Source organism: Thermophilibacter immobilis (assembly GCF_015277515.1).
GTDB lineage: Bacteria > Actinomycetota > Coriobacteriia > Coriobacteriales > Atopobiaceae > Thermophilibacter > Thermophilibacter immobilis.
This window is the reverse complement of sequence record NZ_CP063767.1, coordinates 60,518-87,210: the sequence shown is the minus strand read 5'-3', so window position 1 is coordinate 87,210 and position 26,693 is coordinate 60,518. Positions and strand designations below refer to the sequence as shown.

22 protein-coding genes and 1 tRNA gene are annotated in these 26,693 nt (G+C 63.0%); 9 read left to right on the top strand and 14 right to left on the bottom strand.

Annotated features, from left to right (window positions below):
• Positions 1-151: 151 nt before the first annotated feature.
• The 6 genes from INP52_RS00405 to INP52_RS00375 all read right to left on the bottom strand — a co-directional run bounded on the left by INP52_RS00405 (position 152) and on the right by INP52_RS00375 (position 6,725).
• Positions 152-613 carry a heat shock protein transcriptional repressor HspR gene (locus INP52_RS00405; RefSeq protein WP_194371458.1) on the bottom strand — a complete coding sequence of 154 codons (462 nt, stop codon included), beginning with the start codon at positions 611-613 and terminating at the stop codon, positions 152-154.
• Entirely contained in the window at positions 597-1,571 is a 975-nt protein-coding gene (locus INP52_RS00400) for a DnaJ C-terminal domain-containing protein (RefSeq protein WP_194371456.1), read from the bottom strand. The genes INP52_RS00405 and INP52_RS00400 overlap by 17 nt, the downstream gene beginning before the upstream one ends.
• Positions 1,572-1,635: 64 nt before the next feature.
• The gene (locus INP52_RS00395; protein WP_194371454.1) at positions 1,636-2,433 is read right to left on the bottom strand and encodes a nucleotide exchange factor GrpE; all 798 of its coding nucleotides are present in this window, start codon (positions 2,431-2,433) and stop codon (positions 1,636-1,638) included.
• An 89-nt stretch (positions 2,434-2,522) separates the two neighbouring features.
• The gene (dnaK, locus tag INP52_RS00390; RefSeq protein ID WP_194371451.1) at positions 2,523-4,433 is read right to left on the bottom strand and encodes a molecular chaperone DnaK; all 1,911 of its coding nucleotides are present in this window, start codon (positions 4,431-4,433) and stop codon (positions 2,523-2,525) included.
• A gap of 504 nt (positions 4,434-4,937) precedes the next feature.
• Entirely contained in the window at positions 4,938-5,495 is a 558-nt protein-coding gene (yfcE, locus tag INP52_RS00385) for a phosphodiesterase (RefSeq protein ID WP_194371449.1), read from the bottom strand.
• Positions 5,496-5,759: 264 nt separating this feature from the next.
• Positions 5,760-6,725, bottom strand: a complete 966-nt coding sequence (locus tag INP52_RS00375) for a homoserine O-succinyltransferase (RefSeq protein WP_194371447.1) — start codon at positions 6,723-6,725, stop codon at positions 5,760-5,762.
• Between the two features lie 160 nt (positions 6,726-6,885).
• On the opposite strand from INP52_RS00375, the gene INP52_RS00370 reads away from it, so the two are divergent.
• From INP52_RS00370 to INP52_RS00350, 5 genes are all read left to right on the top strand, one after another.
• Positions 6,886-7,824, top strand: coding sequence for an aldo/keto reductase (locus tag INP52_RS00370; RefSeq protein WP_194371445.1), 939 nt, complete (start codon positions 6,886-6,888; stop codon positions 7,822-7,824).
• A gap of 158 nt (positions 7,825-7,982) precedes the next feature.
• Positions 7,983-8,762, top strand: coding sequence for a methionine ABC transporter ATP-binding protein (locus tag INP52_RS00365; RefSeq protein ID WP_228478351.1), 780 nt, complete (start codon positions 7,983-7,985; stop codon positions 8,760-8,762).
• Positions 8,763-9,440, top strand: coding sequence for a methionine ABC transporter permease (locus INP52_RS00360; protein WP_194371441.1), 678 nt, complete (start codon positions 8,763-8,765; stop codon positions 9,438-9,440).
• A 72-nt stretch (positions 9,441-9,512) separates the two neighbouring features.
• Positions 9,513-10,367, top strand: coding sequence for a MetQ/NlpA family ABC transporter substrate-binding protein (locus INP52_RS00355; protein WP_194371439.1), 855 nt, complete (start codon positions 9,513-9,515; stop codon positions 10,365-10,367).
• A 90-nt stretch (positions 10,368-10,457) separates the two neighbouring features.
• Positions 10,458-11,720 carry a DEAD/DEAH box helicase gene (locus tag INP52_RS00350; RefSeq protein ID WP_194371437.1) on the top strand — a complete coding sequence of 421 codons (1,263 nt, stop codon included), beginning with the start codon at positions 10,458-10,460 and terminating at the stop codon, positions 11,718-11,720.
• Positions 11,721-11,845: 125 nt separating this feature from the next.
• Here the strand turns inward: INP52_RS00350 and INP52_RS00345 are convergent, their stop codons facing one another.
• The 6 genes from INP52_RS00345 to INP52_RS00320 form a co-directional block, all read right to left on the bottom strand.
• Positions 11,846-13,171 carry an alkaline phosphatase family protein gene (locus tag INP52_RS00345; protein ID WP_194371435.1) on the bottom strand — a complete coding sequence of 442 codons (1,326 nt, stop codon included), beginning with the start codon at positions 13,169-13,171 and terminating at the stop codon, positions 11,846-11,848.
• 50 nt (positions 13,172-13,221) lie between these two features.
• Entirely contained in the window at positions 13,222-14,133 is a 912-nt protein-coding gene (locus INP52_RS00340; RefSeq protein ID WP_194371433.1) for a metallophosphoesterase family protein, read from the bottom strand.
• Complete coding sequence (locus INP52_RS00335; protein WP_194371431.1) at positions 14,084-15,427, bottom strand: ABC transporter substrate-binding protein; 1,344 nt, start codon at positions 15,425-15,427, stop codon at positions 14,084-14,086. Before INP52_RS00335 ends, INP52_RS00340 begins: the two co-directional genes overlap by 50 nt.
• A 74-nt stretch (positions 15,428-15,501) precedes the next feature.
• Entirely contained in the window at positions 15,502-16,380 is an 879-nt protein-coding gene (locus INP52_RS00330; RefSeq protein ID WP_194371429.1) for a carbohydrate ABC transporter permease, read from the bottom strand.
• A 13-nt stretch (positions 16,381-16,393) separates the two neighbouring features.
• Positions 16,394-17,368 (bottom strand): carbohydrate ABC transporter permease, encoded by a 975-nt coding sequence (locus tag INP52_RS00325; protein WP_194371427.1) that lies wholly within the window; start codon positions 17,366-17,368, stop codon positions 16,394-16,396.
• On the bottom strand, positions 17,368-18,447 hold the full coding sequence (locus INP52_RS00320; protein WP_194371425.1) for an ABC transporter ATP-binding protein: 1,080 nt from the start codon (positions 18,445-18,447) through the stop codon (positions 17,368-17,370). Before INP52_RS00320 ends, INP52_RS00325 begins: the two co-directional genes overlap by 1 nt.
• A 222-nt stretch (positions 18,448-18,669) precedes the next feature.
• Between INP52_RS00320 and INP52_RS00315 the strand changes: the two genes are divergently transcribed.
• Positions 18,670-19,953 carry a class I SAM-dependent rRNA methyltransferase gene (locus tag INP52_RS00315; protein WP_194371423.1) on the top strand — a complete coding sequence of 428 codons (1,284 nt, stop codon included), beginning with the start codon at positions 18,670-18,672 and terminating at the stop codon, positions 19,951-19,953.
• Between the two features lie 55 nt (positions 19,954-20,008).
• Here INP52_RS00315 and tadA read toward each other — a convergent pair whose 3' ends face one another.
• Complete coding sequence (gene tadA, locus INP52_RS00310; protein WP_194371421.1) at positions 20,009-20,509, bottom strand: tRNA adenosine(34) deaminase TadA; 501 nt, start codon at positions 20,507-20,509, stop codon at positions 20,009-20,011.
• A gap of 59 nt (positions 20,510-20,568) precedes the next feature.
• Between tadA and INP52_RS00305 the strand changes: the two genes are divergently transcribed.
• A tRNA-Ser gene (locus INP52_RS00305) sits at positions 20,569-20,656 on the top strand.
• A 44-nt stretch (positions 20,657-20,700) separates the two neighbouring features.
• Positions 20,701-21,252 carry a LemA family protein gene (locus tag INP52_RS00300; protein ID WP_194371419.1) on the top strand — a complete coding sequence of 184 codons (552 nt, stop codon included), beginning with the start codon at positions 20,701-20,703 and terminating at the stop codon, positions 21,250-21,252.
• A gap of 145 nt (positions 21,253-21,397) precedes the next feature.
• Here INP52_RS00300 and INP52_RS00295 read toward each other — a convergent pair whose 3' ends face one another.
• Positions 21,398-24,454: a glycoside hydrolase family 3 N-terminal domain-containing protein gene (locus INP52_RS00295; RefSeq protein ID WP_194371417.1), complete on the bottom strand. Its 3,057-nt coding sequence runs from the start codon at positions 24,452-24,454 to the stop codon at positions 21,398-21,400.
• 347 nt (positions 24,455-24,801) lie between these two features.
• On the opposite strand from INP52_RS00295, the gene INP52_RS00290 reads away from it, so the two are divergent.
• Positions 24,802-26,673 carry a magnesium transporter gene (locus tag INP52_RS00290; RefSeq protein ID WP_194371415.1) on the top strand — a complete coding sequence of 624 codons (1,872 nt, stop codon included), beginning with the start codon at positions 24,802-24,804 and terminating at the stop codon, positions 26,671-26,673.
• The last annotated feature ends 20 nt before the right edge of the window (positions 26,674-26,693 follow it).

The following is a 26,693-nucleotide window of genomic DNA, read 5'->3' as shown; positions in this document are numbered from 1 at the left end:
AAACCCTGCCACTGACCGCCTGCTCAGTGCCGCTCAGCCTAACAGAAGAATAAAACATGCCGTCCTATCCCCCAGGTGCTCAAGAGAAAACCCCTCGCATCTATCGAGACGAGGGGGTTAAGTACGTTCAATTGATCGAGATAAGAACGCGCTACTCGGGCTCGGGTGCAGCGTCGTCCTCTGTGTTATCCGCCTCGTCAGGAGAGCCTCCCAGCAGCAGACGATGCATGATCTGCTCGGGGCTGCCGTCATAGCGGGCGAGCTCCGTGATCTTCTCCTGCATGCGAAACTCGTGAACCTCGTCCTCGAGCTCGCGCACGCGACGGCGCAGCTCCTCGAGCTCGTCGTCGCGCCTGCGCATGCGCTCCCGCATGTCGATGATGCGCACGACGCCCGCAAGGTTGATGCCCTCGTCCGTGAGCTTGGAGATGAGGTTGAGCCGCTCGATGTCGGACTGGGAGTACAGGCGCGTATTGCCGCGCGAGCGCCCGGGTGTCACAAGGCCCTTCTGTTCATAGACGCGCAGAGTCTGTGGGTGCATGCCCGTGAGCTCGGCGGCCACGCTGATCATGTACAGGGGCTTGTCCCTGCCCTCGCTATCGCTGCGTCCCATAGCGGTTGACCTCCTCGCGATAGTCGCGCGTGTCTGCGTCGCGCAAGGAGGCCAGCGCATCGCGCTCCTTCTTGGTGAGCAGCGTGGGAACCTTCGCGCGCACCGTCACGTAGAGCGCGCCGCGCGAGCCCTTGCGTTTGACGTTGGGAGCGCCCAGGTCGCGGAAGCGGAAGGTCTTCCCATCCTGCGTACCGGCGGGAACCTTGAGGCGCACCTCGGTTCCGTCGGGCGTGGGAACGTCCACCGTCGCCCCGAGCGCTGCCTCGTAAATACTGATGGGAAGGTCCATGCGCACGTCGGCCCCATCGCGCTTGAACAGCGGATGTTCCGCTACGTGCGTGGTAATCACGAGGTCACCGCGCTCGCCGCCCTGGGTGCCGTACTCGCCGCGGCCGCGATAGCGAAGCTTGCCGCCATCCACCGCGCCAGCGGGGATCTTGATGGTGAGAGACTGCTCTTCACCCGTGGAAGGGACCCGATAGCTTGCCTTGCGCGTAGCCCCCCTGAACGCCTCGTCGGCGGTGACGTCGATGGACATGGTAAGGTCACCGCCCTTGGTCGGGCGATTCTGCGCGGCGCGTGCCCCGCCCGCCCCGCCAAAGATCGACGAGAAGTCAAAGCCGCCAAACGCGCCGTCTCCACTGCGCATGTTGTCAAAGATGTCGGACCAGTCACCGCCCACGTTGGTAGTGTAGGTGTAGCCGTTGCCCCGGCCTCCCGAGCCGCCAAAGTCGGCACCGGGAATGCCCCCGAACATGAGCATCTGATCGTACTCGCGGCGCTTCTTCTCATCAGAGAGCGTTGTGTACGCCTCGCTGACTTCCTTGAACTTCTGCTCGTCTCCGCCCCGATCGGGGTGATACTTGGCAGCCAGCTTGCGGAAGGCCTTCTTGATCTCGTCATCGGTGGCATCGCGCTTCACGCCCAGAACATCGTAATAGCTCTTCTTGTCTGCCATGGCCTCTGCACGAGCCCCCTCTCATACCATCGCGCCCGAACCATGAGGTCCGGGCGCCGTTTGTCTACTTCTTCTCCGCCGAATCGTCGGAGACGTCCTGCGCGACCTGGTCGGCACCTGCCGCGCCAGAGCCCTCGTTTTGCGGTGCGGGACGCTTAGGCCCCCCGTAGGCCACGGTCACCATGGCAGCACGGATGACCTTCTCCCCCATGCGATAGCCCTTCTGATACACCTGGGCCACGGTCTCGTCGAAGACGTCCTTGTCCTCGACGCGGCCCACGGCCTGGTGCGCGAGCGGCTCGAACGGCTCGCCCACCGGATCGATGGGCTCGACGCCCTCCTTGTCGAGCACGGAGAGCATCTTGGTGTGTACGGCCGAGACCCCCTCGACGAACTGCTGCATCTGGGTGTCCCCCTCGGCAGAGCCCGCGTGCTCGATGGCGCGCTCGAGGTCGTCGAGGACGGGAAGCAGGTTGCAGACGAGCTTCTCGGCGGCACGCTCCTTCTCGGCAAGACGCTCCGCGGCCGTGCGCCGACGATAGTTATCCCAGTCGGCCTGCAGACGCACGAGACGATCCGTCGCGTCAGCAGCCTCCTTCTTGGCGGCGCCGATCTCATCCGAGACGGACGAGAGCTTCTTCTGGAGCTCGTCGCGCTCGGAGCGAATCTTTCCCACGTTCGAGGCGAGCTCCTTCTCGGCAGTCTCCTCGCCCGCGCGGATAGCGGCCTCTATATGAGCGCGCTCCTCGACCTCGGGGTCGAGAACGTCTTGGTCGGCGACAGACGCGGAATCGGACTCAAAAACTTCGTCGGGCTCGATACCTGCGCTTTCCTTATCATCTGCCTCGATAGGCACCTTCACGTCACCCTCCTCACATCGCTCGAGGAGACGGCGCGAGGCCGCCTCCCCGTCTTAGTCAGTAGGCTAGGTTGGGTTTTGGAAACCGCGACCTAGTTGTTCTTCTTGTCGTCGTCGTCAACGACCTCGTAGTCGGCGTCGACCACGTCGTCTCCGTTGGGGGCACCGCCGTCAGAGGACGAGCCGTCTGCGGTCTGGTCCTGCGTGTTGGCGTAGACGACCTCGGCGAGCTTGTGGCCCACCTCCTGGAGCTTGTCGCCCGCAGACTTGATGGCGTCGACGTCGGTGCCGTCGAGGGCCTTCTTGGCCTCGGCGATAGCGTCCTCGGCGGCCTTCTTCTGGTCTGCGGGGACCTTGTCGCCCAGGTCGGAAAGGGTCTGCTCGGTGCTGTACGCGAGGCTGTCAACCTGGTTTCTAATCTCGATCTCGTCCTTGTGCTTCTTGTCCTCCTCGGCGTGGGACTCAGCGTCCTTGACCATGTTGTCAACTTCCTCGTCCGAGAGGGCCGTAGAGCCGGAGATCGTGATCTGCTGGGACTTGCCAGTGGCCTTGTCCTTCGCGGTGACCTTCACGATGCCGTTAGCGTCGATGTCGAAGGTGACCTCGATCTGAGGCACGCCGCGACGAGCGGAGGGGATACCGGTGAGGTTGAACTTGCCCAGGGACTTGTTGTCCCCGGCCATCTCGCGCTCGCCCTGCAAGACGTTAATCTCGACGGATGTCTGGTTGTCGGACGCCGTGGAGTAGACCTCGGTCTTGGACGTGGGGATCGTGGTGTTGCGGTCGATCATCCTGGTCATGATGCCGCCCATGGTCTCGACGCCAAGCGACAGCGGGGTGACGTCGAGCAGCAGGATGCCGGAGACGTCGCCGGTCAGGACGCCGCCCTGGACGGCCGCGCCGTCGGCCACGACCTCGTCCGGGTTCACGGACATGTTGGGCTGCTTGCCGGTCATCTGCTTGACGAGCTCCTGCACGGCAGGCATGCGGCTGGAGCCACCGACGAGAATGACCTCGTTTACCTGGGAGATCTGAAGGTTGGCATCCCTGAGCGCCTTGGTGACAGGGTTCTTGCAGCGGTCGAGAAGGTCGCGCGTGATGCGCTCGAACTCGGCGCGGGTCAGCGTGTAGTCGAGGTGCTTGGGGCCGCTCGCATCGGCCGTGATGAATGGCAGGTTGATCTGTGCTTGCTGGGCAGAGGAGAGCTCCTTCTTGGCGTTCTCGGCACCCTCCTTCAGACGCTGCAGGGCCATGGGATCGTTGCGCAAGTCGATGCCATTGTCCTTCTGGAACTTGTCTGCCATCCAGTCGATGACGCGCTGGTCCCAGTCGTCACCGCCGAGGTGGTTGTCGCCGTTGGTGGCAAGGACCTCGACCACGCCGTCGGCGAGGTCGAGCAGGGAGACGTCGAAGGTGCCGCCGCCCAGGTCGAAGACGAGGACCTTCTGGTCGATGTCCTTCTTGTCCAGACCGTAGGCGAGGGCCGCAGCCGTGGGCTCGTTGACGATGCGCTGGACGTTGAGGCCCGCGATCTTGCCGGCGTCCTTGGTGGCCTGACGCTGGGCGTCATTGAAGTAGGCAGGGACGGTGATGACGGCGTCGGTGACGGTCTCTCCGAGATACTTCTCGGCGTCAGCCTTCATCTTCGAGAGAATCATGGCGCTGATCTGCTCGGGCGTGAAGTCCTCGCCCTCGATCTCAACGACGGCGCGGCTGCCGGTTCCAGCCTTGACCTTGTAGGGGACGGTCTTGAGCTCGGAGGTAACCTCGTCGTAGCGACGGCCCATGAACCGCTTGATGGAGAAGACGGTGTTGGTGGGGTTGGTGACAGCCTGGTTCTTGGCCGCCTTGCCCACGATGCGGTCTCCGTCGGCGCGGAAGCCCACGACGGACGGGGTGGTGCGGTCGCCCTCGGCGTTGACGATGATCGTGGGCTCGCCGCCCTCGAGGACCGCCATCGCTGAGTTGGTGGTGCCCAGGTCAATACCTAAAATCTTGGACATGATGTTCTCTCCTTCTCCTGTGCGTTAGAGAGGTGATGTCTCCCCGTTGCGCTTAGTTCCCTTTTACACGATTGAGTTTATCCCCTCTGCGCCCAGATTCTATACATAATCTAAGTCTATTCACAATAGATTTGTTGAAGCGCAGATTTTAGGGGTTGAGCGGGGCGGGATGGCAGGCTGTGGGCGTTACGACGGCAGCCGCGGAGTGCACTTAGGGATCCGGGGCGCGGCACATGGCGGGGCCTTCTCTCCTGCCACGGTGACAGATTCGTAAGCAAACCATCCTCGTGCGTGTCACAGCCCCTGATTTGTGAGCGCAGCCACGATCAATGGCGGATTGTGGGCTTTCAGCGTCGAGTGCGCGAAAGTCAGGTCCCTTTGGCGGATAAAAACATCTTTGGGACGGAGTTTTCCCAGTTGGTCTCCAACTCCGACGCGTGCTACGCGTGGACTTTCGCGCGCTCGACGCTGAATGCCTGCCGGGGCGACTACGCAGCCCGACGCCTACTCTAAAATACGGAACTCAAAGTGTCCGTCCTCGTAGACGCCATAGCTGTGCGTGCCGTCCTTGGGAAGCCCCACGGAGCCGGGGTTGAAGACCCAGACGCCGGGGTGCGTCGCGCTGGCCTCGTTGACCTTCTTGTGCGTATGCCCGTAGACCATCGCGGAGCCCTCGGCGAGCACGGGCCAGAAGTCCACGCTGTTGTGATAGCCGGGCCCGAAGACGTGACCGTGGGTGAGAAAGAGCGTGTAGCCGACGCCGTCGCGCGCGGCAGAATCGAAGAGGATGTTGTGGTCGGCCATGCAGGGGAAGTCGAGGACCATCTGGTCCACCTCGGCCTCGCAGTTGCCGCGCACGGCAATCACACGCTCGGCGAGGGGGTTCAGCATCTCGATGACGCGCTTGGGCGCATAGTCGACAGGCAGCTCGTTTCTGGGGCCGTGATAGAGCAGGTCGCCGAGAAGAACCACGCGGTCGGGGGCCTCGGCATCAATCGCGGCCATGAGCTTCTCGCACCACGAGGCGGCACCATGGATGTCTGAGGCAATAATGAGCTTCATAGGGAGCGCTCCCTTCGTTGGATGTCTGGTGCTGATTGTAGCCAGCCCGAGAAGATCTCGCTAAAAAAAGTACCCGACCAGTCATGCAAGTGGTCGGGCACATATGCTTCAATTTTCGGATCTTTGTCTTACGAAAGGTTAGATACCGCGTATTCCGCCTCTTCATCGGTAAACTTCTCCCCATAATGACTCCCACGGGCTGGACATAGCCGAAATTATCGACAAATAAGAAGAGTCAGAAATGCCTCGTGGTAGCCACACGCCCTAGAACTTGTCCACATGGCCGTGAGAACGGACGCGCAGCTCGTGGATGGCGGCGGGAATCTGGTCCATGTCGTAGGGCGTCATCTGGTAGACCCAGTTGAGCCAGTTGCGATACAACAGGTTGGCGTGGGCACGCCAGGTAAAGAGCGGCTGCTGCTCGGGATCGTCGTCCGGGAAGTAGTTCTCGGGGACGCGAATGGGCAGGCCCCGGTGGAAGTCGCGCCAGAACTCGTCGGCTAGGGTGTCGCGGCCGTACTCGAAGTGGCCGGTCACGTAAATCTCATGGAAGTCGCGCGTGGCAAGAAGCGCCGGTCCGCTCGTGAAGCCCTCGGACAAGACGCAGAGCTCGGGATGGGCGGCCAAGGCACCCGTGTCGATGGCGGCGTGGCGCGAGTGCGGCATGTAGTGCACCTCGTCGAAGCCGTTGGTGAGGAAGCTGTACTCGTCGCAGAGGCGCTGCTTGAAGACGCCAAAGAGCTTGGAGCCCAGCATGCGCTTGGGGATCTCATAGAGGTGCCAGAGCGCGCCGAGAGCGCCCCAGCACAGAAACAACGTCGAGAAGACGTGCTCCTGGCTCCAGTCCACGATCTCGCAGAACTCGTCCCAGTAATCCACGTCCTCGTAGGCGAGCTGCTCGACTGGCGCGCCGGTGATGATGAGGCCGTCGTAGTTCTTGTCGCGAAAGGCGTCGAAGGTGTCGTAGAACTTGACCAGATGGTCGTGAGAGACGTGCGTGGCCTCGTGCGTTGAGACGCGCATGAAGTCGCAGCTCACCTGCAGGGGTGACTTGGAGATGAGGCGCAGAATCTGGGTCTCGGTCTCTACCTTGGTGGGCATGAGGTTCAGGATAACGACCTTGAGCGGGCGAATCTCCTGGTGCTGAGCGACCTCCTCCTCGAGCGCGAAGATGCGCTCCTGCTGGAGGATGGCCTTGGCAGGCAGTCCGTCTGGGACGTTAATGGGCATGCGGTCTCCGTTCGTGCGGGTGAGACCATTCAGTATAGACGCACTGAAGCGGCAGGCCACCGAGCTCTGGGGCCCGTTCAGACATACCGAGCGACCATCCGAGACTCAGGCTCCTACAATGAGAGTCTAGACAAGAGACCGCCTACCCGAAGGAGGAACCATGAAGTACGGCGAGCTCGGAAGCACCGGCATTGAGGCATCGCGCGTAGCGCTCGGCGTCATGAGGCTACAGTCGAAGAGCACCACTCAGGCCTGCGAGATCGTGAGGACGGCACTGGACGGTGGTATCAACTTTTTTGACACGGCCGACATCTACACGCACGGCGAGAGCAGCCGTCGTCTGGGCCAGGCGCTACGTGACCTCAAGATTGATCGCAGTTCCATCTACCTGCAGACCAAGTTCGGCATCTTCAAGGACCCGAACGACAAGAGCATCCAGCGCTACGACTTTTCCAAGGCCCACCTGTTGGAAGCCCTCGACGACGAGCTCAAGAACCTTCAGACCGACTACGTGGACTTCGCCCTGCTCCATCGACCGGACACCCTCGTGGAACTCGACCAGCTCGCCGACGCGTTCAATGAGCTGGGGGGCTCGGGCAAGGTGCGCCACTTTGGCGTGAGCAACATGAACCCGATGCAGGTGGAGCTTCTACAGAGCGCGCTCGACCAGAAGCTCGAGGTGAATCAGCTGCAGTTCGGCCTGGGCCATACCGGCATGGTGAAGCAGGAGCTGCACGTCAACATGGAGGACCCCGCGAGCGTCGACCACGACGGTGGCCTTATCAGCTACTCGCGCCTGCGTCACATGACCATCCAGGCATGGAGCCCGTTCCAGCATGGCATGTTCGAGGGCCCCATCGTCGACAGCCCAAAGTTCCCCGAGCTCAACGCGGAGCTACAGCGCGTGGCTGACGCGCACGCCACCAACAAGAGCGCCGTCGCGGTTGCGTGGATCTTGCGCCACCCGGCACGGATGCAGGTGCTTCTTGGCTCGATGACGCCCAGCCGCCTCACCCAGATGATGGCCAGTGCCGATGTGGAGCTCGACGCGCAGGAGTGGTACGACCTGTACTTCTCCGCAGGCAACGATCTGCCCTAAGGCCTGCAGGCACAGGTAACCACATAAGCTGATATAGCAATAACCTATGACTCGTCATAGGTTATTGCTTATACGAGTGGAGCTGAAAGCGCTCTATACTCAACCCCATGATTGAACTCAGAGACATAACCAAGTCGTTTGCGACGCCGGCGGGTCCCGTGCACGCTCTGTCCGGCGTGAGTCTGACCATTCCCACCGGGGAGGTCTTTGGCATCATCGGCGAGTCCGGTGCAGGCAAGTCCACGCTCGTGCGCTGCATCAACCTGCTGGAGCGCCCCACCTCGGGCAGCGTGGTCTTTGACGGCCGCGACGTCACGAGCCTCACGGGCAGCGAGCTGCGCGAGCTGCGCTCCAACATTGGCATGATCTTTCAGAACTTCTCGCTGTTCCAGCAGCGCACCGTCTGGGACAACGTGATCTTTCCCGCGACTCTCTCTGCCGCGCATGGGCGCCTGAGCGCGGAGGACTCGGTCGAGAATCGCGCGTACGAGCTGCTGAGCATCGTGGGGCTCGAGGGTCGTGAGCAGGCGTATCCCGGCCAGCTCTCGGGTGGCCAGCAGCAGCGCGTGGCCATCGCGCGCGCCCTTATGACGCGCCCCAACACCTTGTTGTGCGACGAGGCCACAAGCGCCCTGGACACCCTTACCACGAGCTCCGTGCTCGACCTCCTCGCTCAGATCAACCGCGAGCTGGGCGTTACCATCGTGCTCATCACGCACTCGCTCGCCGTGGCCCGACGCATCTGCGGCCACATCGCCGTCATGGAGAGCGGGCGCGTCGTGGAGGAGGGCACTGCCGCAGAGGTCCTGGGCAATCCGCAGGCCGCCGTCACGCGCGCGCTGCTTCAATTCGAGGGTGCGGGCACGCCGGCGACCGCAGGGGCACCTGCTGCAGTTGCGGGGACTGCTGCGCCCATTGGGCCCGAGGAGGTGGCCTAGATGGACCTCTCCGCGTTTCTCGTCCAGTACGCAGGCCTTCTTGGCCAGGGAACCCTCGACACCCTTGTCATGGTCATTGGCTCCACCGCCTGGGCACATCTCGTGGGCATTGCGCTGGGCGTTCTGCTCGTCGTGCTGGCGCCCAGGGGGCTTCATCCGCACCGCCGGGCCTATGCCGTTCTGGGCTGGGCCATCAACATGCTTCGCTCGCTGCCCTTCATCATTTTGATGGTGTTTATCAGTCCCTTCACACGCGCCGTCGTGGGCACATCGCTCGGCGTCAGGGCGGCCATCGTCCCGCTTGTCGTGAGCGCGGGACCCTTTGTGGCGCGCATGGTCGAGCAGTCGCTCGCCGAGGTGGATTCTCGCCTTGTGGAGGCCGCGGCCTCGATGGGCGCGTCCACATGGGAGATTATCGTCAAGGTCTACCTGCGCGAGGGTCTTCCGAGCCTTTTGCGCGGCCTTCCCATCGTAACGATCACCATCTTGGGCTATTCCGCGATGGCCGGCGTCACCGGGGCCGGCGGGCTGGGCGACATCGCCATCCGCTACGGGTATCAGCGCTATCAAAACGACGTCATGGTTGCCACGATTCTTATCCTCGTGGTGCTGGTCCAGCTCATCCAGACCATAGGTAACCTGCTTGTCCGCATCTTTGACAGGCGAATGCGCTCCTAGCGAGCGCAGACTTCATCTCCACCCACACCGCATGATCATTTCGTATTATATTATATCAGAGAGGAAATTACTATGTCCCTTGGAAGCCGTTTGAAGACCATCCTGGGAGGCCTCGCGTCCCTTGCTCTGGTAGGCGCGCTCGTCGCCTGCGGTGGCAGCGCTGGCTCTGGCTCTACCGACACCGCCGATGCCGCCGCCGACAAGACCATCACGGTTGGTGCCTCCCCCTCCCCACATGCCGAAATCCTCGCCCAGGCCAAGCCCCTACTCGCCGAGAAGGGCTATACGCTCGACGTTGTCGAGTACGATGACTACGTCCAGCCCAACGTGGCTCTTTCCGAGGGTGATCTCGATGCCAACTTCTTCCAGCACAAGCCCTACCTTGACGACTACAATGCCCAGAATGGCACCGACCTCGTAAGCGCAGGTGCCATTCACTTTGAGCCGATGGGGCTCTATGCAGGAAAGAGCTCCAGCCTGAGCGCTATCCCTGACGGGGCCAAGATTGCCGTTCCCTCGGATGCCACCAACGAGGCGCGCGCCCTTCTGCTCCTCCAGGACCAGGGCATCATTAAGCTGAGCGACGAGGCGGGCCTCGCGGCGACCAAGAATGACATCGTCGAAAACCCCCATAACGTTGAAATCGTCGAGGTCGAGGCCGCAAGCGTGCCCCGCACCCTGTCGGACGCGGACTTTGGCGTCGCGAACGGCAACTATGCCCTCTCCGCAGGCCTTGACCCCTCGACCCTTCTGGCAAGCGAGGCCTCCGACTCGGTGGCCGCTCAGACCTACGCCAACGTTGTGGCCGTGCGCTCCGATGACGCAGACTCCGAGAAGACCCGTGCGCTTATCGAGGTGCTTACGTCCGATCAGATTCGCGACTATATCAACGAGAATTACCAGGGCTACGTCGCCCCCGTGTTCTAGCGTTTATCGCAGGCTCATCACATCGTCTTCTCATGCAAGTCCGCGGGTTCTCCCGTGCAGAACCTGCGGACTTGCGGCATACTTGCAGCTATGATTACTTCATTTGCCGAGCTCGGGCTAAACGAGCAGATTCTTGCCGGGGTAGATGCCCTCGGCTTCACCACGCCAACTCCCGTCCAAGCGGACTCCATCCCCCTCGTTCTTGAGGGGCGCGACATCGTGGCCTCGGCGCAAACAGGCACGGGCAAGACGGCGGCCTTCGCCCTGCCCGCTTTGCAGCTCGTAGCGGGTGCCAAGGGCAAAGGGCCGCACGCCCTCGTGGTCACGCCCACGCGCGAGCTCGCCGTGCAGATCGAGGACGTCGTCAAGGTCGTCTGCGAGGAGACCGGCCAGCGCGCGGTCATCGTCATGGGCGGCGCCAAGTTTGACACGCAGATCAACGCGCTCGAGCGCGGCTGCGATCTGTTGGTGGCCACGCCAGGGCGCCTCATTGACCTCATGGAGCACAATCACGTAAGCCTTTCGCAGGTCAAGGTGCTCGTGCTCGACGAGGCTGACCGCATGCTCGACATGGGATTTTGGCCGTCCGTGCGCCGCATCATGCAGGAGCTGCCCAAGAAGCGCCAGACGCTGCTCTTCTCGGCGACGATTCCGCCTTCGATCAAGTCCACGATCGACGCCATGCTCACCGATCCCGCCGTCGTGGAGATCTCCCATGTGGGCGAGACGGCCGACACCGTCGACGAGCACCTCTGCCCCATCACCCAGGGTCAGAAGACAGAGCTCCTGCGCACGCTGCTCGAGACCGGCGGCGCATCCGGCCAGAAGCCCGAGCGCGTCCTGGTGTTCTGTCGAACCAAGCATCGCGTGGACGACGTGTCCAAGACGCTCGAGAGCGCCGGCGTGGCGGTCGACGTCATGCACGCCGACCGCCCGCAGCCCGCGCGCGCCCGCGCGCTCGAGCGCTTCCGCGCTGGCAAGGTGCAGGTGCTCGTGGCGACCGACGTCATGAGCCGCGGCATCGACGTCTCCGGCATCGACGCGGTGGTCAACTTCGACGTGCCCATGGACCCCGAGGACTACGTGCATCGCATTGGCCGCACGGGCCGCGCCGGAGCCACTGGTCATGCCTACACCTTCGTTGCCCCCGACGAGATCAGCCCCCTGCGCGAGATCGAGTACTTCACCAAGAAGCGCGTCCCCGTGTGGGACCTGCCGGGCTTTTCCTATGATGAGGGGCGCATCGTACCCCCGGAGGACCGCTCCACGAGCAAGCCCACGCGCACGATGTTCTCGGGCTCGCGCAGCCGCGGACGCGGCTTCAATGCCGGCCGCTACGGACGCCATTACTAGAGCGATTCGGGGGCACGCACGAATCTTGGAGGCCTTGCCGCGCCCTATTCCCAGTTCGCTAGCAGGCCCCTTCTTAAACAGCTACCAATGATTCTCCTTAGAGGCGGGCCGCATGACCAAAGGGCCTACCAATCGTTGGGAAGACTCACGGCACGAGAGCCGGCGGCGGCAAGATCCTCCCCATCGAGGAGCGCGGCGTTGAACGGAATGCCCGCGAGGGACATCATGGTGGGAGCCTCGTCTATCAGGCGCGCGCCCGCGTAGCGACCCGGGACCACGCCGGGTCCGGCCACGATGAACGGCGGCTTGTCCCCGCGAAAGGGAAGATGTCCATGGGTCGAGACGGCATAGCGATAGTCATCGCTACCGGCAGGGGTAACGAGTTCACCCGCGCAGTCACTCCCAATCCCATAGTTGGGTGCCGCCTCGACCATGAACGCAAACGTACCTGTCCCATGGAACTGCTCTCGGACGTCCTCATACGTGAGGACGTCCGAGATGAGCCCCTGGTCTATCAGAGGCTGGAGAGCGTCTCGCGCCGCAGGGCAGTCCTTCTCGTCGCGTGCGTAGAGCTGCCCGCTCACGCCCGAGCTCTGCAGGTAGGCCCGCCAGCCGAGCACGGAGCCGTCCTCGGCCACGTCGATCAAGCCCGCCCGGGCAAGAAGAACGTTGGGGCTGAGCTTGTAGTCGACTCTCACGTGGCCGTGGTCGCCCGGAATCACGAATACGGTGTCGTCATAGGTGCCGGCGCGCTTCAGGGCGGCGATGCATTGCTGGAGCCAGCCGTCATGCAGGCGCAGGGCCTCCTGTACCTCGGGGGCAAGCACCCCGTGCGCATGGCGAGCATGGTCGAGCGTGGCCTGGTGCGTGAATAGAACGTTGGGCCGATAGCGCTCTATAAGGTCCACGTTGCAAGCGGTGTCGAACTCGTCGAGAGCGGGCGTGCGATTGTTGTCAAGAAGCCCTCTGTGCGCTTCGTAAAGCTCCCAGCCGCTCGGAGAGCAGCCATGGCGATACACCTCGTCAAGCGCCGGCCCCAAAGACGCGGGAGAGGCAAAGAGCGCAGGGTCAGCCACCCACACCTCGGGAACGTTATGATCGATGGAGCCGGCGCCCGCCGTGACAGGCCAGCCCACCGAGGCGGTGGTGAGCTTCGCAAGGTGCGCCCAGTCGAACACCGTAGGCACATGCAGGCTCGTATAGTCCCAGTACCAGGCGCGGTCCTGAGTGGCGGGGTCAAGAATCTGATTGTGGGGAACGCCGTGTCTCTCGGGCCAGAACCCGCTCATGATGCTCGCGTGGCACACGTAGGTGAGCGTAGGATACACACAGTAGACGTCCTCGTAGATGGCCGCGCGACCCAAGATCTCAGCAAATCCTGGCAGATGGCGCACGTCTGCCAGGTTGTCCGTGAAGAGGGCGTCAACGCTCATGACGAACAGGTTGTGCATGTGCTTCTCCTCGCACTTCTCTACTCTGGGCCTCGCTCTTCGAGCCTCCCTTACCGGGGGATGGAGATCCCCGCAAAGGTGCATCCGTTCTCGGCGGGGCCACGTCCCTGATGTGTGTAGATGGGAATTCCGGACGCGAACGGATGGCTGTCCTCGTCATCGAAGCGACGATAGCTCACGCCCACCTCGTCAGCATGAAAGTCCAGCTCAAGGTAGGACGAGACGTCAGGGACGTCCGCAAGCATGAGGAAGTGCCAGGTCCCCCGCCGAGCGCAGCCGTTTCGGTGGGTGTGTCCGCAGAGGTAGATGCCCGGTGCGCCCTCATGGCGCTCGAGTACTTCGAACACCTGCTCCGTATTGTCCACGAAGTGATTCTCCGAGTTGCTGTAGGGCACCGTCGTGTCAAAGAGGGCATGATGGCCCATCACCACCAGCGGTCGTCCCTGGGCAGCCTCGACTTCAGAGGAGAGCCACGCGAGCTGCTCCTCATCGAGGTGTCCTCCCCAGTGCTCCATGTCAAACGGATTCGTGGTGTCAATCACCACGAAGTGGACTCCCCCCTGATCGAAGGCATAGGTGGCAGTGCGCCCAAAGATCTGGTCCATGTGCGCCTCGTTCACGAACATGGTGTCGTGGTTTCCGTAGACGTAGTGCACGGGAAACGCGGCCTGGGCGAGATGGTTGCGCACGTGGCGCATACCCTCGGCGCTGCTCGTCGTGGAGACGTCGCCCAGCGAGACGAGAAGGTCCGCTCCCGGAGCCGTGAAGGCATCGAAGGCCTTCTGATAGAACGCCGCGCGCTCGTTATCGAGCGACAGGTCGCGAATCTCTTCCGTGTAGTGAAGGTCCGCAAAAAACGTGCAATCATCACTTCTCCTCTGAGTACATCTTGTGTGCAGCCGATCAGACCTGCTAGCTCCGCAGGATGGGATCAGCCTGTTCCTTGGCGGTGTCGAGAACATCCTGGACGTCGCCCGAGCCGGCCATAATCTTCTCGATGGCGTCGGTGTAAACCTTGGATGCCTCGACGTAGCCGGCGTTCATGTAGTCACCAATGGCGTACTGCAGCTGGTCAAAGGCCACCTGGTACTCGGGAGTTTTGGCATAGGCCTCAATGATGCGCTGGTCCTCGGCGTCGGACTGACGCGTGAGCAGGTAGCCAGTCTTGAGGTGGTTCTTCACCGCGGCGTCCCTGGACGTCATGAAGTTGATGAACTCGCCCGCAGCGGTGCGGCGCGCGTCTGCGACACGCGAGGTCATGACGAGGTTGCAGCCGCCCGTGGGCACCTTGTTCTGCGTGTTCTTGGGGATGAAGCCCACACCGATCTCATAGCCTCCCTGACTGGCAAGATCCATGTGATTGGTGAGGTCGGCGGTGGAGCTCATCCACATGCCCACCTTCTGGTTGGCGGCGTTGGTCTTGAGCGTGTCGGAGCCGTTGGACCCGCCAGAGAACGAGAAGTTATGGTTGTCGACGCCGTCCTTGAACCACTTCACCATGTCGACCGCAGGCTTCTCGTTGAACGTGGCCGCCTGGGCCGAGAGGCCATCACCGAACAGAGTCCCGCTGTTGCAGTACGCAAAGGCGGTAAACGCCCAAATATAGGCGAAGAAGCCGTAGCCGCCCACGCCCTGGCCCTTGAGGGCGTCGGAGGCGGCCACCATCTCGTCCCAGGTGGCGGGGGCGGCGTCGGCGGAGAGGCCGGCATTCTCGAAGAGGGTCTTGTTGTAGTAGAGGACGGGCGTGGAGCGCAGGTAGGGCACGCCGTAGAGGTCCTCGCCGGCGTAGCAGTTCTCCATGAGGCCCGGCCAGAAGTCCTTCAGGTCCTCATCGGCGACAAGGTCGTCGATGGGCTGAATCATACCGCCGTCGGCGAAGGCCTGGGTGCCGTTGATGACCATGACGCAGACGTCGGGCTCCTCGCTGGCCGAGTAGGCCGTCTTGAGCTTGGTGTTGAGATCATCGTAAGAGCCCTGGTACTCGGCGGTGACGTGGATGCCCTTGTCGGCACCGATACCCTCGTTGAACTCGGCGACGCGTTCCTCGTTGTTCTCCTTGATCTTATCGGTCCAGCTGTACCAATACGTGAGCTCGATGGTTCCGTTGTCACTTGTCGCGGCAGCGGAGCTGGAGCTAGATCCGGACTCGCTCTGGCCGCAGCCGGAGAGGCCCGCAGACACCGCGAGGGAGCCGACACCCAGCGCCGCGGCACCTAGGAACGAGCGGCGCGACAGGGGGACAGGGGATTTCATCATAGCGTGGATCCTTTCTTCGTGCTTCTTGTCTTTTCAAAACGAACGAGAGGAATCTCCCCCGAACTACGTGAGCGCTACTTGTCTCCCACGTAGGCAAAGGCCTTGATGATGTGCTTGCTCGCAAAGGAGTAGATGATGGCGATGGGGACTGTGAGCAGCACGTTTGCGGCCATGAGAATGTGATAGTTGACGCCCGACTCGCTAGCACGCATGCTGGCGACGCCGACCGGAAGGGTTCGTACAGCGTCGTTAGTGGTGAGCACGAGGGGCCAGAAGTAGTCGTTCCACGTGGCTATGAGCGTGAGCAGGGCACAGGTCGCCAGCGTCGCCTTGGCCATGGGAAGAAACAGTCGCACGATGATCTTGAGCTCGCTCGCCCCGTCCAGGCGGGCGGCCTCCACGAGCTCCCGGGGCATCTGGTTGAACGTCTGACGCAGCAGGAAGATGTTGAAGGCACTCGTGGCGAACGGTAGGATGAGCGACCAGTAGGAGTTTATGATTCCCCACTTGGCGAACAGCGCGAACAGGGGCAGGAACACGAGCTGAGCCGGCACCATCATGGTCACAAGGGTGATGCCAAAGAGGACCCCTTGACCGGCGAACCTGTACTGCGAGAAGGCATAGGCCGCCGGGACCACCGTCAGCAGCTGGAGCCCCAAAACGGCGAGGGTCACGATGACGGAGTTCATGAGGTAGTGCGCAAAGGGGATCGACGTCCACGCGTCGGCGAAGTTCTGCCACTGTGGATCAGCTGGCAGCAAGCTGGGCGGGAACTGCATCGTCTCACCCAGCGTCTTGAGCGAGCTGGAGAGCATCCAGAAGAACGGGAAGAAAAACAGGAGCACGAGAAGCACGTTTATGACCCAGCGACCCACGCATCGTGCCCCTCTAATCACCGCGCGCCTCTGGACCCCGCGCGCGGTCCCCGTCCCCTCATTCGAAGCCTGGTTCATGATCTCCTTCTCCCTAGCGATAGTGAACTCTGTTGGCGAGCAGCTTGAAGTACGCGACCGCGAAGATTCCGATCAGAACCAGAAGCACCATCCCGATGGCGGCCGCATATCCAACCTTGTTGAACTGAAAGCCGTACTGATACAGAGAGAACACCAGGGTGTTGGTGGCGTTTTGCGGACCGCCCAGCGTCATGATCTGGATGGTCTCGAACACCTTGAGCGAGGCGATGACGTCCACGACCACAAGAAAGAAGAGGGTCGGAGAGATCAGGGGAAGCGTAATCTTGCGAAAGGTCGTCCACCCGTCCGCGTGATCCAGGCGCGCCGCTTCGTAGAGATGGTGGGGGATTCCCCGCAGGGCGGAGACAAGGATGAGGGAGTCGTAGCCCACGGTCTTCCAGACCGAGATCGCTATCAGCGCGGGGAGCGCGACGTTCGGGTCCCCGAGCCAGTCAACCCCCGAGATGCCAAAGGCGGCAAGGATGCTGTTGAGCGGGCCGTAGTCCTTGTTCATGATCCACATCCAGAGCAGGGACACGGACGCCAGGCTCACCACGTAGGGCGAGAACACCACAGCCTGAAGAAAACCGTTGGTCTTGGTGTTCTTGCGCAGGTAGATGGCCGTGACTAGGCCCATTCCCACACCGATGAGAACCACGAAGAAGGTGTAGGCAAGCGTGTTGGCAAGGGTCTGCCAGAATTGCGCGTCTGCGAAGAGGTTCTGGAAGTTCTCAAGGCCTACCCAGACCATCTCCGGGGAGATTAGGTCCCACTTGAACAGCGAGAGATACGCCATGTCAAAGATCGGGTAGATCCAGAAAACCACCAGGACGATAAGGGCGGGAGCAATGACCACGTAGGGCTTGATCAGCGCAAGGAAAGAGGCCGCACGGCGACGACCGGCCGAGACGACAAGGGTGGGCTTTGTGGCAAGGGAGGCTTCCCCGATCCCATCGCCGCCGCGCGCGGCTTTGTTCGCAAGGGGCATCAGAGTCTCACCCTCTTCTCGTCCTCGTCGAACAGGTAGAGCGACGCGCGGTCGACGACAAGGTCAATGTGAGTCCCCACCTGAACCTGGGGCTGATTGAACGTCTTGAACGAGACCGTGCCAAAGCCGACCTTGACCTGATAGATAATCTCGCTCCCCATGATTTCGCGTATCGTGACGACGCCGTCGAAGACGCAGTCCCCCTGCTCGGGCACGCGGCGCTCGGTACGCGCGGGCGTGCCGTCGGCGAGGTAGCCCTGCGCCTCCTCTGCAAAGAGGACGCGCGAGGGGCGAAACCCCACCCAGGACACGTCGGCGGGAAGCCCCAGATCAGGAAGGCTCCTGCGAGGGAACACGTTCATCGCGGGCACACCAATGAACTGCGCGACGAATTTGTTCCGGGGGTCCCCGTAGATCTTGAGCGGCTCGTCGTCCTGCTGAATCTCGCCGTCGCTCATGAGCACGATCTTGGACGCCATGCTCATGGCCTCGGTCTGGTCGTGCGTGACGTAGACGAAGGTGGTACTCAGGCGTTGGTGAAGCGCAATGAGCTCGGTGCGCATCTGGGCACGCAGCTTGGCATCGAGGTTGGAGAGGGGCTCGTCCATGAGGAAGACCTTGGGGTGCTTCACCATGGCGCGGGCCAGGGCGACGCGCTGGCGCTGCCCACCAGAAAGCTGCGTCGGCTTGCGGTCGAGGTAGTCCGCGAGCCCCACGATGTGAGAGAAATCCTCGATGCGTCTATCGCGCTCGTCTTTGGGGACCTTTGCGTTGATGAGACCGAACTCGATGTTTCCCCGCACGCTCATCGTGGGGTAGAGGGCGTAGTTCTGAAAGACCATGGCGATGTTGCGCTCGCCCGGGTCCACGTCGTTCATGCGCACCCCATCGATGAAAAGGTCTCCGGAGCTAATCTCCTCAAGGCCGGCGATCATGCGCAGCGTGGTGGTCTTGCCGCAGCCCGAGGGTCCCACGAGTACCGTAAAGCTCCCATCGGGTATGGTCAGACTCATGTCGTTGATGACGGGCCGCTTGCCGTCGTAGGTTTTTTGAATGTGGCGAAGCTCAATACTCGACACCTATTCCGCCCTCCCCTGTCCTGCCGTTCGCGAATTCCGCGCTGAGACAGAAGTGTCGAGCAGACGCGTCAGGACGGCGTAAAGGGCCTCCCCCCAAGTCTGCCAGAGTTCGATAATGAGACGGTAAGTGCGCGGGTAGAGCCCCGCGTTAGACGTCAACGCGACGTGCGTGGCTACGCCATAATGAGACGCACGGCCACGTTCGCTCTTTGAGGAGCCCCTATGAAGCAGGTTCGACCCTATCCGCAGGTCATCGTCACGCACAAGGCGGCGTGCTCGCTCAAAGCGGGACACCCCTGGGTCTTTGAGGGCGAGGTCATGCGCACGGAACCCGCACCCACGGACGGACGCGCGGCCGCAAACGGCGACCTGGTGGACGTCTTCGAGGAGAACGGCACCTGGCAGGGGGCCGGCCTGCTCTCCGAGCGCTCGAAGATTCGCGTTCGCGTGGTGAGCCGCAACGCGAACGACCGCCTTGATAAGGCATTCTGGGCTCGGCGCGTGGAGTGGGCCTGGCAGCATCGCGTCACGACCATGGGCACGCTCGCGCTTCCTGGGTGCGAGCCCGACACCACCTGCTGCCGCGTGATCTTCTCGGAGGCGGACGGCTTTCCCGGGCTCGTCGTAGACCGCTACGAGCAGGTCCTTGTTGCCCAAGTGGGCACGGTGGGAATGGGCCGTCTGCGCCCCCTCATCTACCCGCTGCTGCTCCAGACTCTGCGCGCCGACGGCCAGGACGTGCGAGCCGTCTACGAGCGCAACGACTCCCCCTCCCGCGCCAAGGAGGGCCTGCCTCTCGAGAAGGGCTGGTGGGACGCTGCGGGCGCCCCCGACTCAGCGCGCCTCGTGGTGAGGGAGAACGGCCTCTCCTTTGACCTCGACCTGGAGAACAGCCAGAAGACAGGCTTCTTCCTCGACCAGAAGTACAACCGCCGTGCCGTGCGTCAGATTGCGCGGGGGCGTCGCGTGCTCGACTGCTTCTGCCACGTGGGTCCGTTCGGGCTCAATGCCGCGGCCGGCGGCGCCGACTTCGTGCGCGGCGTGGACGTGAGCGCCACGGCCCTCGACCTTGCGCGCGAGAACGCCCGACTGGACGGCCTTGACGCGCGCATGGACTTCACCTGCGCCGACGTCCTCGAGTACCTTCCCGAGCTCGTTGGGGACCGGAGGCGTCTGCGCGCGGAGGGCGGCCCCTTTGACCTCATCGTGCTCGACCCGCCGGCGTTCACCAAGAGTCGCGGCACCGTCGAGCACGCCGCGCGGGGGTATCGCCAGATAAACTACGACGCCCTGCGCCTTCTGCCGCGCGGCGGCTACCTTGCCACCTGCAGCTGCTCGCACTTCATGACGCGAGACCTTCTGGCCAAGGCAATCTCTCAGGCCGCGCACGATGCCAACGTACAGCTCAAGCAGGTCGAAGAGCGGCAGCAGGCCCCCGATCACCCCATCTTATGGGGCGTGCCGGAGACTCACTATCTTGACTTCTTCGTATTTCAGGTGGTGTAGGGGCAGACGGGATCATCTAAGAACATGTAAGTGCACTTAGCGGCATTCATCTGCACTAGACCCCGCGCCGCCGGGCACGGAAGAAGGCGCGCAGCTGAGCTGCGGCCTCGTCTCCCAAGACGCCGGGCGTGACCTCGAACTCATGGTTGAGACGCTCGTCGTGGCTCACGTCAAAGAGCGTGCCTAGCGCTCCTCCCTTGGGATCGGGTGCGCCGTACACGCAGCGGTCGATCCGAGCGTTCACCATGAGTCCCGCGCACATGAGACAGGGCTCCAGGGTCACGTAGACCGTACACCCCGTGAGCCTCCAGCGCCCCAGCGCCTGAGAGGCAGCGACAATCGCGGAGAGCTCCGCATGAGCCGACGGGTCGGCATCGTTCTCGCGACGGTTGTGCGCGCTGGCCACCACCTCGTCGTCGCAGACTACCAAGGCGCCGATGGGAACCTCGCCCTCCTCGGCGGCACGCGAGGCCTCGGCAAGGGCAAGGCGCATGTAGCGCTCGTCCTCGGACGCCTGGTCCCCATCGGCGGTCTGGCCCGTCTCGTCTGCGTCCATCGCGCCTCCAACGTCTCTGCGTCTCTCACATAGGGTAGGATACTAGTGCTCGCGCACTCGGAGGAGTGGCAGAGTGGTTGAATGCAGCGGTCTTGAAAACCGTCGAGCGGTCATGCCGTTCCGAGGGTTCGAATCCCTCCTCCTCCGCCCGCACGTTCCCGCGCGCCCACGCGCCGCCCTAAGGAGGAACTATGCTTGCCGTCATCATCGTCCTGGTCATTGTTGCCATTGTCGTCATCTGGGGCATCAGCATCCGCAACGGCATTGTCCGAGCGGACAACAAGTGCGACACCGCCTGGCAGACCATCGACGCCCAGCTCCAGCGGAGAAACGACCTCATCCCCAACCTCGTGGAGACCGTCAAGGGCTATGCCACGCATGAGTCGAGCACCCTCGAGGCCGTAACCGCCGCGCGCGCCGCCGTTGCTTCTGCCCCCACGCCCGAGGCCAAGATGGAGGCATCCAACGTCCTCACGGGTACCCTCAAGAGCCTCTTTGCCGTGGCCGAGTCCTATCCCGACCTCAAGGCGAACGCCAACTTCGCCCAGCTCCAGTCCGACCTTACGGACACCGAGAACCGCATCAGCTACGCGCGTATGAGCTACAACGACGTGGTCCTGGACTACAACAACGCAATCGAGACCTTCCCCGGCAGCCTGGTCGCCGGCTCCAGCTTCCGTCCGCGCCCCGGCTTCGAGGTGGCAAACGAGTCCGCCCGCGAGGCACCTCAGGTCAAGTTCTAGTCTCTGCTGATAAGTGCACTGAGTCACAGCCCCGCGCCAGCCTGGTGGCGCGGGGCTTTTTGTGGAGCGATTGAAAGAGGATGGAGAGCTATTCTTTGAACGGGACGAGACCCGACTTACAATCAGGTATACGCTCACATGAGCCCTATGACCGACGACGCTCCAAACGCCGATGCACCCAACCAACCACGGCCAGGCTCGCAACGGCATCGGCCACGGCGAGCGCGGTGCCTATGTAGTCGAAGCCAGGAGCCTTGACGGGCCGCTCAAGTGGCACGCCGCCGTTGGCGCCCGCGTCCTCGTTGTAGGAGAGGTTGGTCTCGCGGGCGTTCAGCCAGGTGTAGAGCACGTCCTCCGTGGCTCGACGCAGGTTGGTCAGGTAGCTCGCGGCGCGCGGAGCGTCAGGGGTGCCCGCCGCAGCGGAGAGCTCCTCTTGGGTGTATCCACACGCAAACGAGCCGTTGCGAAAGACACCGTCCATGTAGAGGTCGCCTCCGGCGCGCAGGGCCTGGTCGGCGTTCATGTACTGCTGGTGGTCGCAGTAGTCCGTGATAACGGTGCCGTCGAACCCCCACTCGCCGCGAAGAACGTCAGTGAGCAGAGCCTTGTTGCCTCCTGCCCACGTGGCGCCGATACGATTGTACGCGGTCATCAGTCCCGTGGCCCCCTGCTTGACCGCCAAGCGAAACGGCGTGAGGTAGATCTCGCGCAGCGACTGCTCGGTAAGCCAGGTGTACAGGGAGTCTCGGTAGGAGTCCTGATTGTTGACAGCGAAGTGCTTGAGATAGCAGTACGTTCCCGCATCGAGCGAACCACCCACGACTGAGGAGGCCATCGTCCCGCAAACCAGGGGGTCCTCGGAGAAGTACTCGTAGTTGCGGCCCCCCAGCGGCGTGCGATGCACGTTGGCGCAGGGTGCGTACCAGCCGTCCACGCCCAAGACGGCGCACTCCATACCCACCTGCTGCCCGTACGCGCGTGCAAGATCGGCGTTCCACGTCTGCGCCAGAACCGAGGGTGCAGGGTATCCCACGCCATAGCTGAGCTGGTTGAACGACCCCACCTGTGCCGGACCGTCGACCTCCTTGGTGCGGGGCTTGCCAAGCTCGTCAAGGGCCCCCGTGGCAAGGTAACCGTGGAGCACAAGCCTCTTCATGTCGCTCACCGAGAGGTTGTCAAGCACGTCATCCCACGTAGCGTTCGTGTAGTCCTGGCCCAGAAGCCTCCCCAGATAGGTGAGCTTCCCGTTGCGATACAAGACGAGGGTGGGGTCCGCGACCGTGCGCGCGGGCTGCTCGAGCGACGTCGTTTCCGCCGCGTCCACGTAACCGAGGGCGTCGGCCGCCACCTGCTGCTCGCCGTAGAGGTTGAGGGTCGCCACGCTATCCGTCATCTCTCGGTCGGGGTCGCTCGCGCGAGGAAAGGTGGCCGAGAAGTCCGCACGCGTGAGATAGGTGATGTTCGCATCGGAGTTGGACCCGTCAACGGACACGCCGTCGACCGCGGCGCCCCCCGTGAAGCGATTCCCCACCGTGGAGCCCGTCGCAAGGCTGTCCTCGCAACGCACAGTCCGGGGCAAGACGACGGTCGTCTGCGCTCCCTCGCAGTCCGCGAGGGTGTGCGCGTCCTTCTTGAGTTCCACCACGTAGCTCCCGCCGTCGAGCTCGTAACCCGTAAAGCCGTCCTGGTTGGCGTCGTAGCAGTCGTAGGAGGCCACGTCATCCAAGGTGAACGAGAGGGTCACGTCCTGGCTCTCGCTCGGAGCGAGCAGTTTGGTCTTCTCGTAGGCAACAAGGACGGTAGAGGACTTCTCGATTCCTCCGTCAACGTAAGGGGGCGAGCAGTAGAGCTCTACCACGTCTTTGCCCGCAACCTGACCGGTATTGGTCACGCGCACGGTAAGGGAGAGGTCCGACGTGCGCCCCACGGCCATGCCCAGGCTCACGGAGCGATCGGTGACCTTCCACGAGAAACTCGTGTAAGAAAGCCCATGGCCAAACGGATACTGGACAACGCCGTCGTAGCCCGCACCATGCGCGTTGGATACGTCGTTCCAGAAGCCCTCCGCGTCAGCCGTCTCGTACCAGCGATAGCCCACGTAGATGCCCTCGACGTAGTCCACGAAGCGCACGCCGTCGTAGGCCTCGGGCACGCCGACGTTCGCGTTGAGCGTGCCGTCCGCCGGGTAGAGGCCGTCCGCGTTGGTGTAGAGGCCCTCTCCCGCAGTGCCTGCGTTTGCCCAGCTCGCAGACGTGGAGAGGTCGTAGGCGTAGGTGTCAGCCGTGCGCCCGGAGGGGTTAACGTCACCCCAGAGGGCCCCGACCACAGCCGCAGCGCCCACCTCTCCCGTAGTGCCCACGAGAAGGGCCGCATCGATGCCGGGAATGGTCTCCAGCTCACCGAGCTCCATCACGTTCGTCGAATTGACAAGCACCACCACGTGCTCGTAGTTTGCCCCCACGTAGCGCAGCAGGGCCTCCTCCTCGCTCGAGAGCTCCAGGTAGCCCCGGGTGGCGTCGGTGTCCACTGAGCCGTCGCGCGCGCTGACCTTGTACTGGACCGAGGGGCAGTCAATCGACTCGCCCGCGACGCGAGAGATAACGACAAGCGCGGTGTCAGAGTAGCGTCGGACCTGTGAGAGAAGGTCATCTGAGTAGCAGCTCTTGTCGTAGACGCTCGGCTCGTAGAGGCGGCAGAACTCGGAGTCGCGGCTGTTCAGGGCTCCCGCGCTCTGGTAGGCACGCGCTCCGCAGAAGCTACGATACATGTCCGTGAGCTGCGTGTTGTATGAGATTCCCCGCTCGCTCAGGGCGTCGAGAAGACCCACGGTGTCGCCGGCCACCTGCCCGGAGCCCGATCCCGAGGCCACCCACTGGGTGGAGCCCCAGCCAAAGACGTTAACCTGGTTCACGTCTGCGGGCAGGGGGAGCGTGGCGTCCTCGTTGCGCACCAGAACGAGCCCCTCGCCCTCGATGCGCTCAGCAAGCGCGCGGCCCGCCTGCGCGGTGGCCGCGCTCTGCTCAGGGGTAACGTCCACGACATCCGAGCTCAAAAAAGACTCGACGGTATCGCCCAGGAGCACCGTTGCCACATTGGCTGCCACGAGTCCGACGAGTGCCGTGACGCAGGCCACGCCCGCCGCCGCACGTACGACGCGCCGGCGCTTCTCGTGGCTCTTCTCACTGCGAACGCGCTTGGTCACGCCTTCCTCCGGTCCCGTTGCGAACGCTTACATGATAGCGGCCAAACGCGTCAGATATCTGTTCGCCAGGGGTCAGATCGTCCCTCCTGGGCAATAAGAGCCAGCATAGGCAAGGTATGGGAAGCTGTATGCGCCGTCCGGTAGCCGTAAGCGTCGTGTACAATAACATGCGGTTGCGCTGCGCAAGCACGTGCGTGTGGCCGCCTATTCGCCGAAGAGAAGGGCCCGTATGAAACCTCGACCTCACAGTCGATAGCCCCAACGGTGTGCTCCCACCTGGCCACGCCGCACGGGGTGTGACAGCCGTCCGCCTTTGCAGGCGAGCAGCGCAAACGTAAGGAGCATTGATGATCTATCTCTCCCAACTTCTGGGAAATCCCGTTCTTGACTCCGATGGTGAGAAGGTTGGCACCGTTTCCGACCTAGGAATCGCCACCGGCGAGGTCTTCCCCCGTGTGACGAGTCTGGCCTTTACGGGCACCGGCCGTACGCCTCTCATGATCAGCTGGCGCAAGTATGTGAACACCTATGACGAGAAGGAAGTGCGCCTCAAGGCAACTTCGACCGACCTGCGCTTCTCCTATCTGCAGCCTGACGAGGTTCTTCTCGCTCGCGACATCTTGAACAAGCAGATCGTGGATACCCACGGCATGCGCGTCGTGCGCGTGAACGACCTCAAGCTCTCCGACACCAGCTCGACCCAGCTGCGCCTGCTTGGTGCGGAGGTAGGCATGCGCGGCATTCTGCGCACCCTGCACCCCGCCCTGGAGCGTCTGGCCCTGAAGCTCGCGCACACCTTTGGCCACCCTCTGCCCGAGCGCATCATCGCGTGGAGCTACATGGACCTCGTGGAGCGCGACCTTTCCAACGTCAAGCTCTCCGTCTCGCACAAAACCCTCGACGAGCTGCACCCTGCCGACATCGCCGACATCATCGAGCGGCTCGATCCGCGCCTGCGCGGCCAAGTCTTTGCTCAGCTCGACGACGAGCAGCGCGCCGGTGCCCTCGCCGAGTTCGACGACGACGCCATGGCCGCCGAGCTCATGGGCGGCATGAACGAGTCGGACGCCTCGCGTACGCTGTCCGAGATGGACCCCGACGACGCCGCCGAGCTCGTCAGCGAGCTGGACTACGACAAGGCCGAGAAGCTCCTGCGCCTCATGGGCGTCAAGGAGCAGAACGCCGTACGTCAGCTGCTGGGTTACCGCGAGGACACGGCGGGCCGCATCATGACCTCCGAGTTTGCCGCCATCTCCCACGACGGCACCGCCGCAGACGCGATTGCGCTGCTTAAGGGACTCGACGAGGACTTCGAGACCGTGCGCTACCTCTATCTGACGGATGACGACGGCCGACTGTGCGGCGTGGTGACACTTAACCACCTGATAACTGCCAACCCCGACGACCCCCTTATCGAGATAAGCACCGAAGAGCTGGTCACCGCGAATCCCGAAGACGACCAGGAGGACGTGGCCGAGGGCATCGCCAAGTACAACCTCCTGGCCATGCCCGTCGTGGCTGACGATGGGCACATTCTGGGCATCGTCACCGTCGACGACGCTCTCGACGTCCTCGAAGAGGAGCACGCGGAGGATCTGCAGATTGCCGGCGCGGGCTCCGACGGCAGCGAGGGCTCCGAGCGTGCGGGCGCCCTCGCGTGGCTGCTTCGTCGCAACGTGTGGGTCTTCTTGTGGGCGCTCGGCATCCTTGCGCTCACGTTCGTGTCCGGTGAGCGGCTCCGGCCGCAGGAGACGCTTGTCTGCTGCCTTCCCCTCGCCGTAGCGCTCGTGCTCGCCGGCGACTCTATCAGCTATGTGACCAACTTCTTCCTGGAAAATGACCCTGACGACGAGGACTCCCCCTCCCTGGTGGGCTTTGCGTTCAAGAGCCTGGGCGTCGGGGTTGCGTCTGGCATGCTTGTGGCGCTTATCTCGGTGGCCCTGGTGAACCTGCTCGCCTCTCCCGTGATGCCCGCGCACGGCCTTGACGGCCTTCTGGGGCCAGCGCTGACCACTGGTGGAATCGGAGCCGCCGTCTCGACCTTTGTCTCGTTTGCGCTCGCGCCGACCTACCTCGTCGTGCTGCGCCATCGTGACGACAAGAACCGCGAGACTTCGGGATTTGCGCTCTCCATCTTAGCCATGATCGTCGCGGTGGTGACCTTCGTCGTCGCCTCGGCGCTCCTGTCAGGACCTTGCGGGCTGTGGTGGGCTAGCTGATGTCAGGTATCGGTAAGACG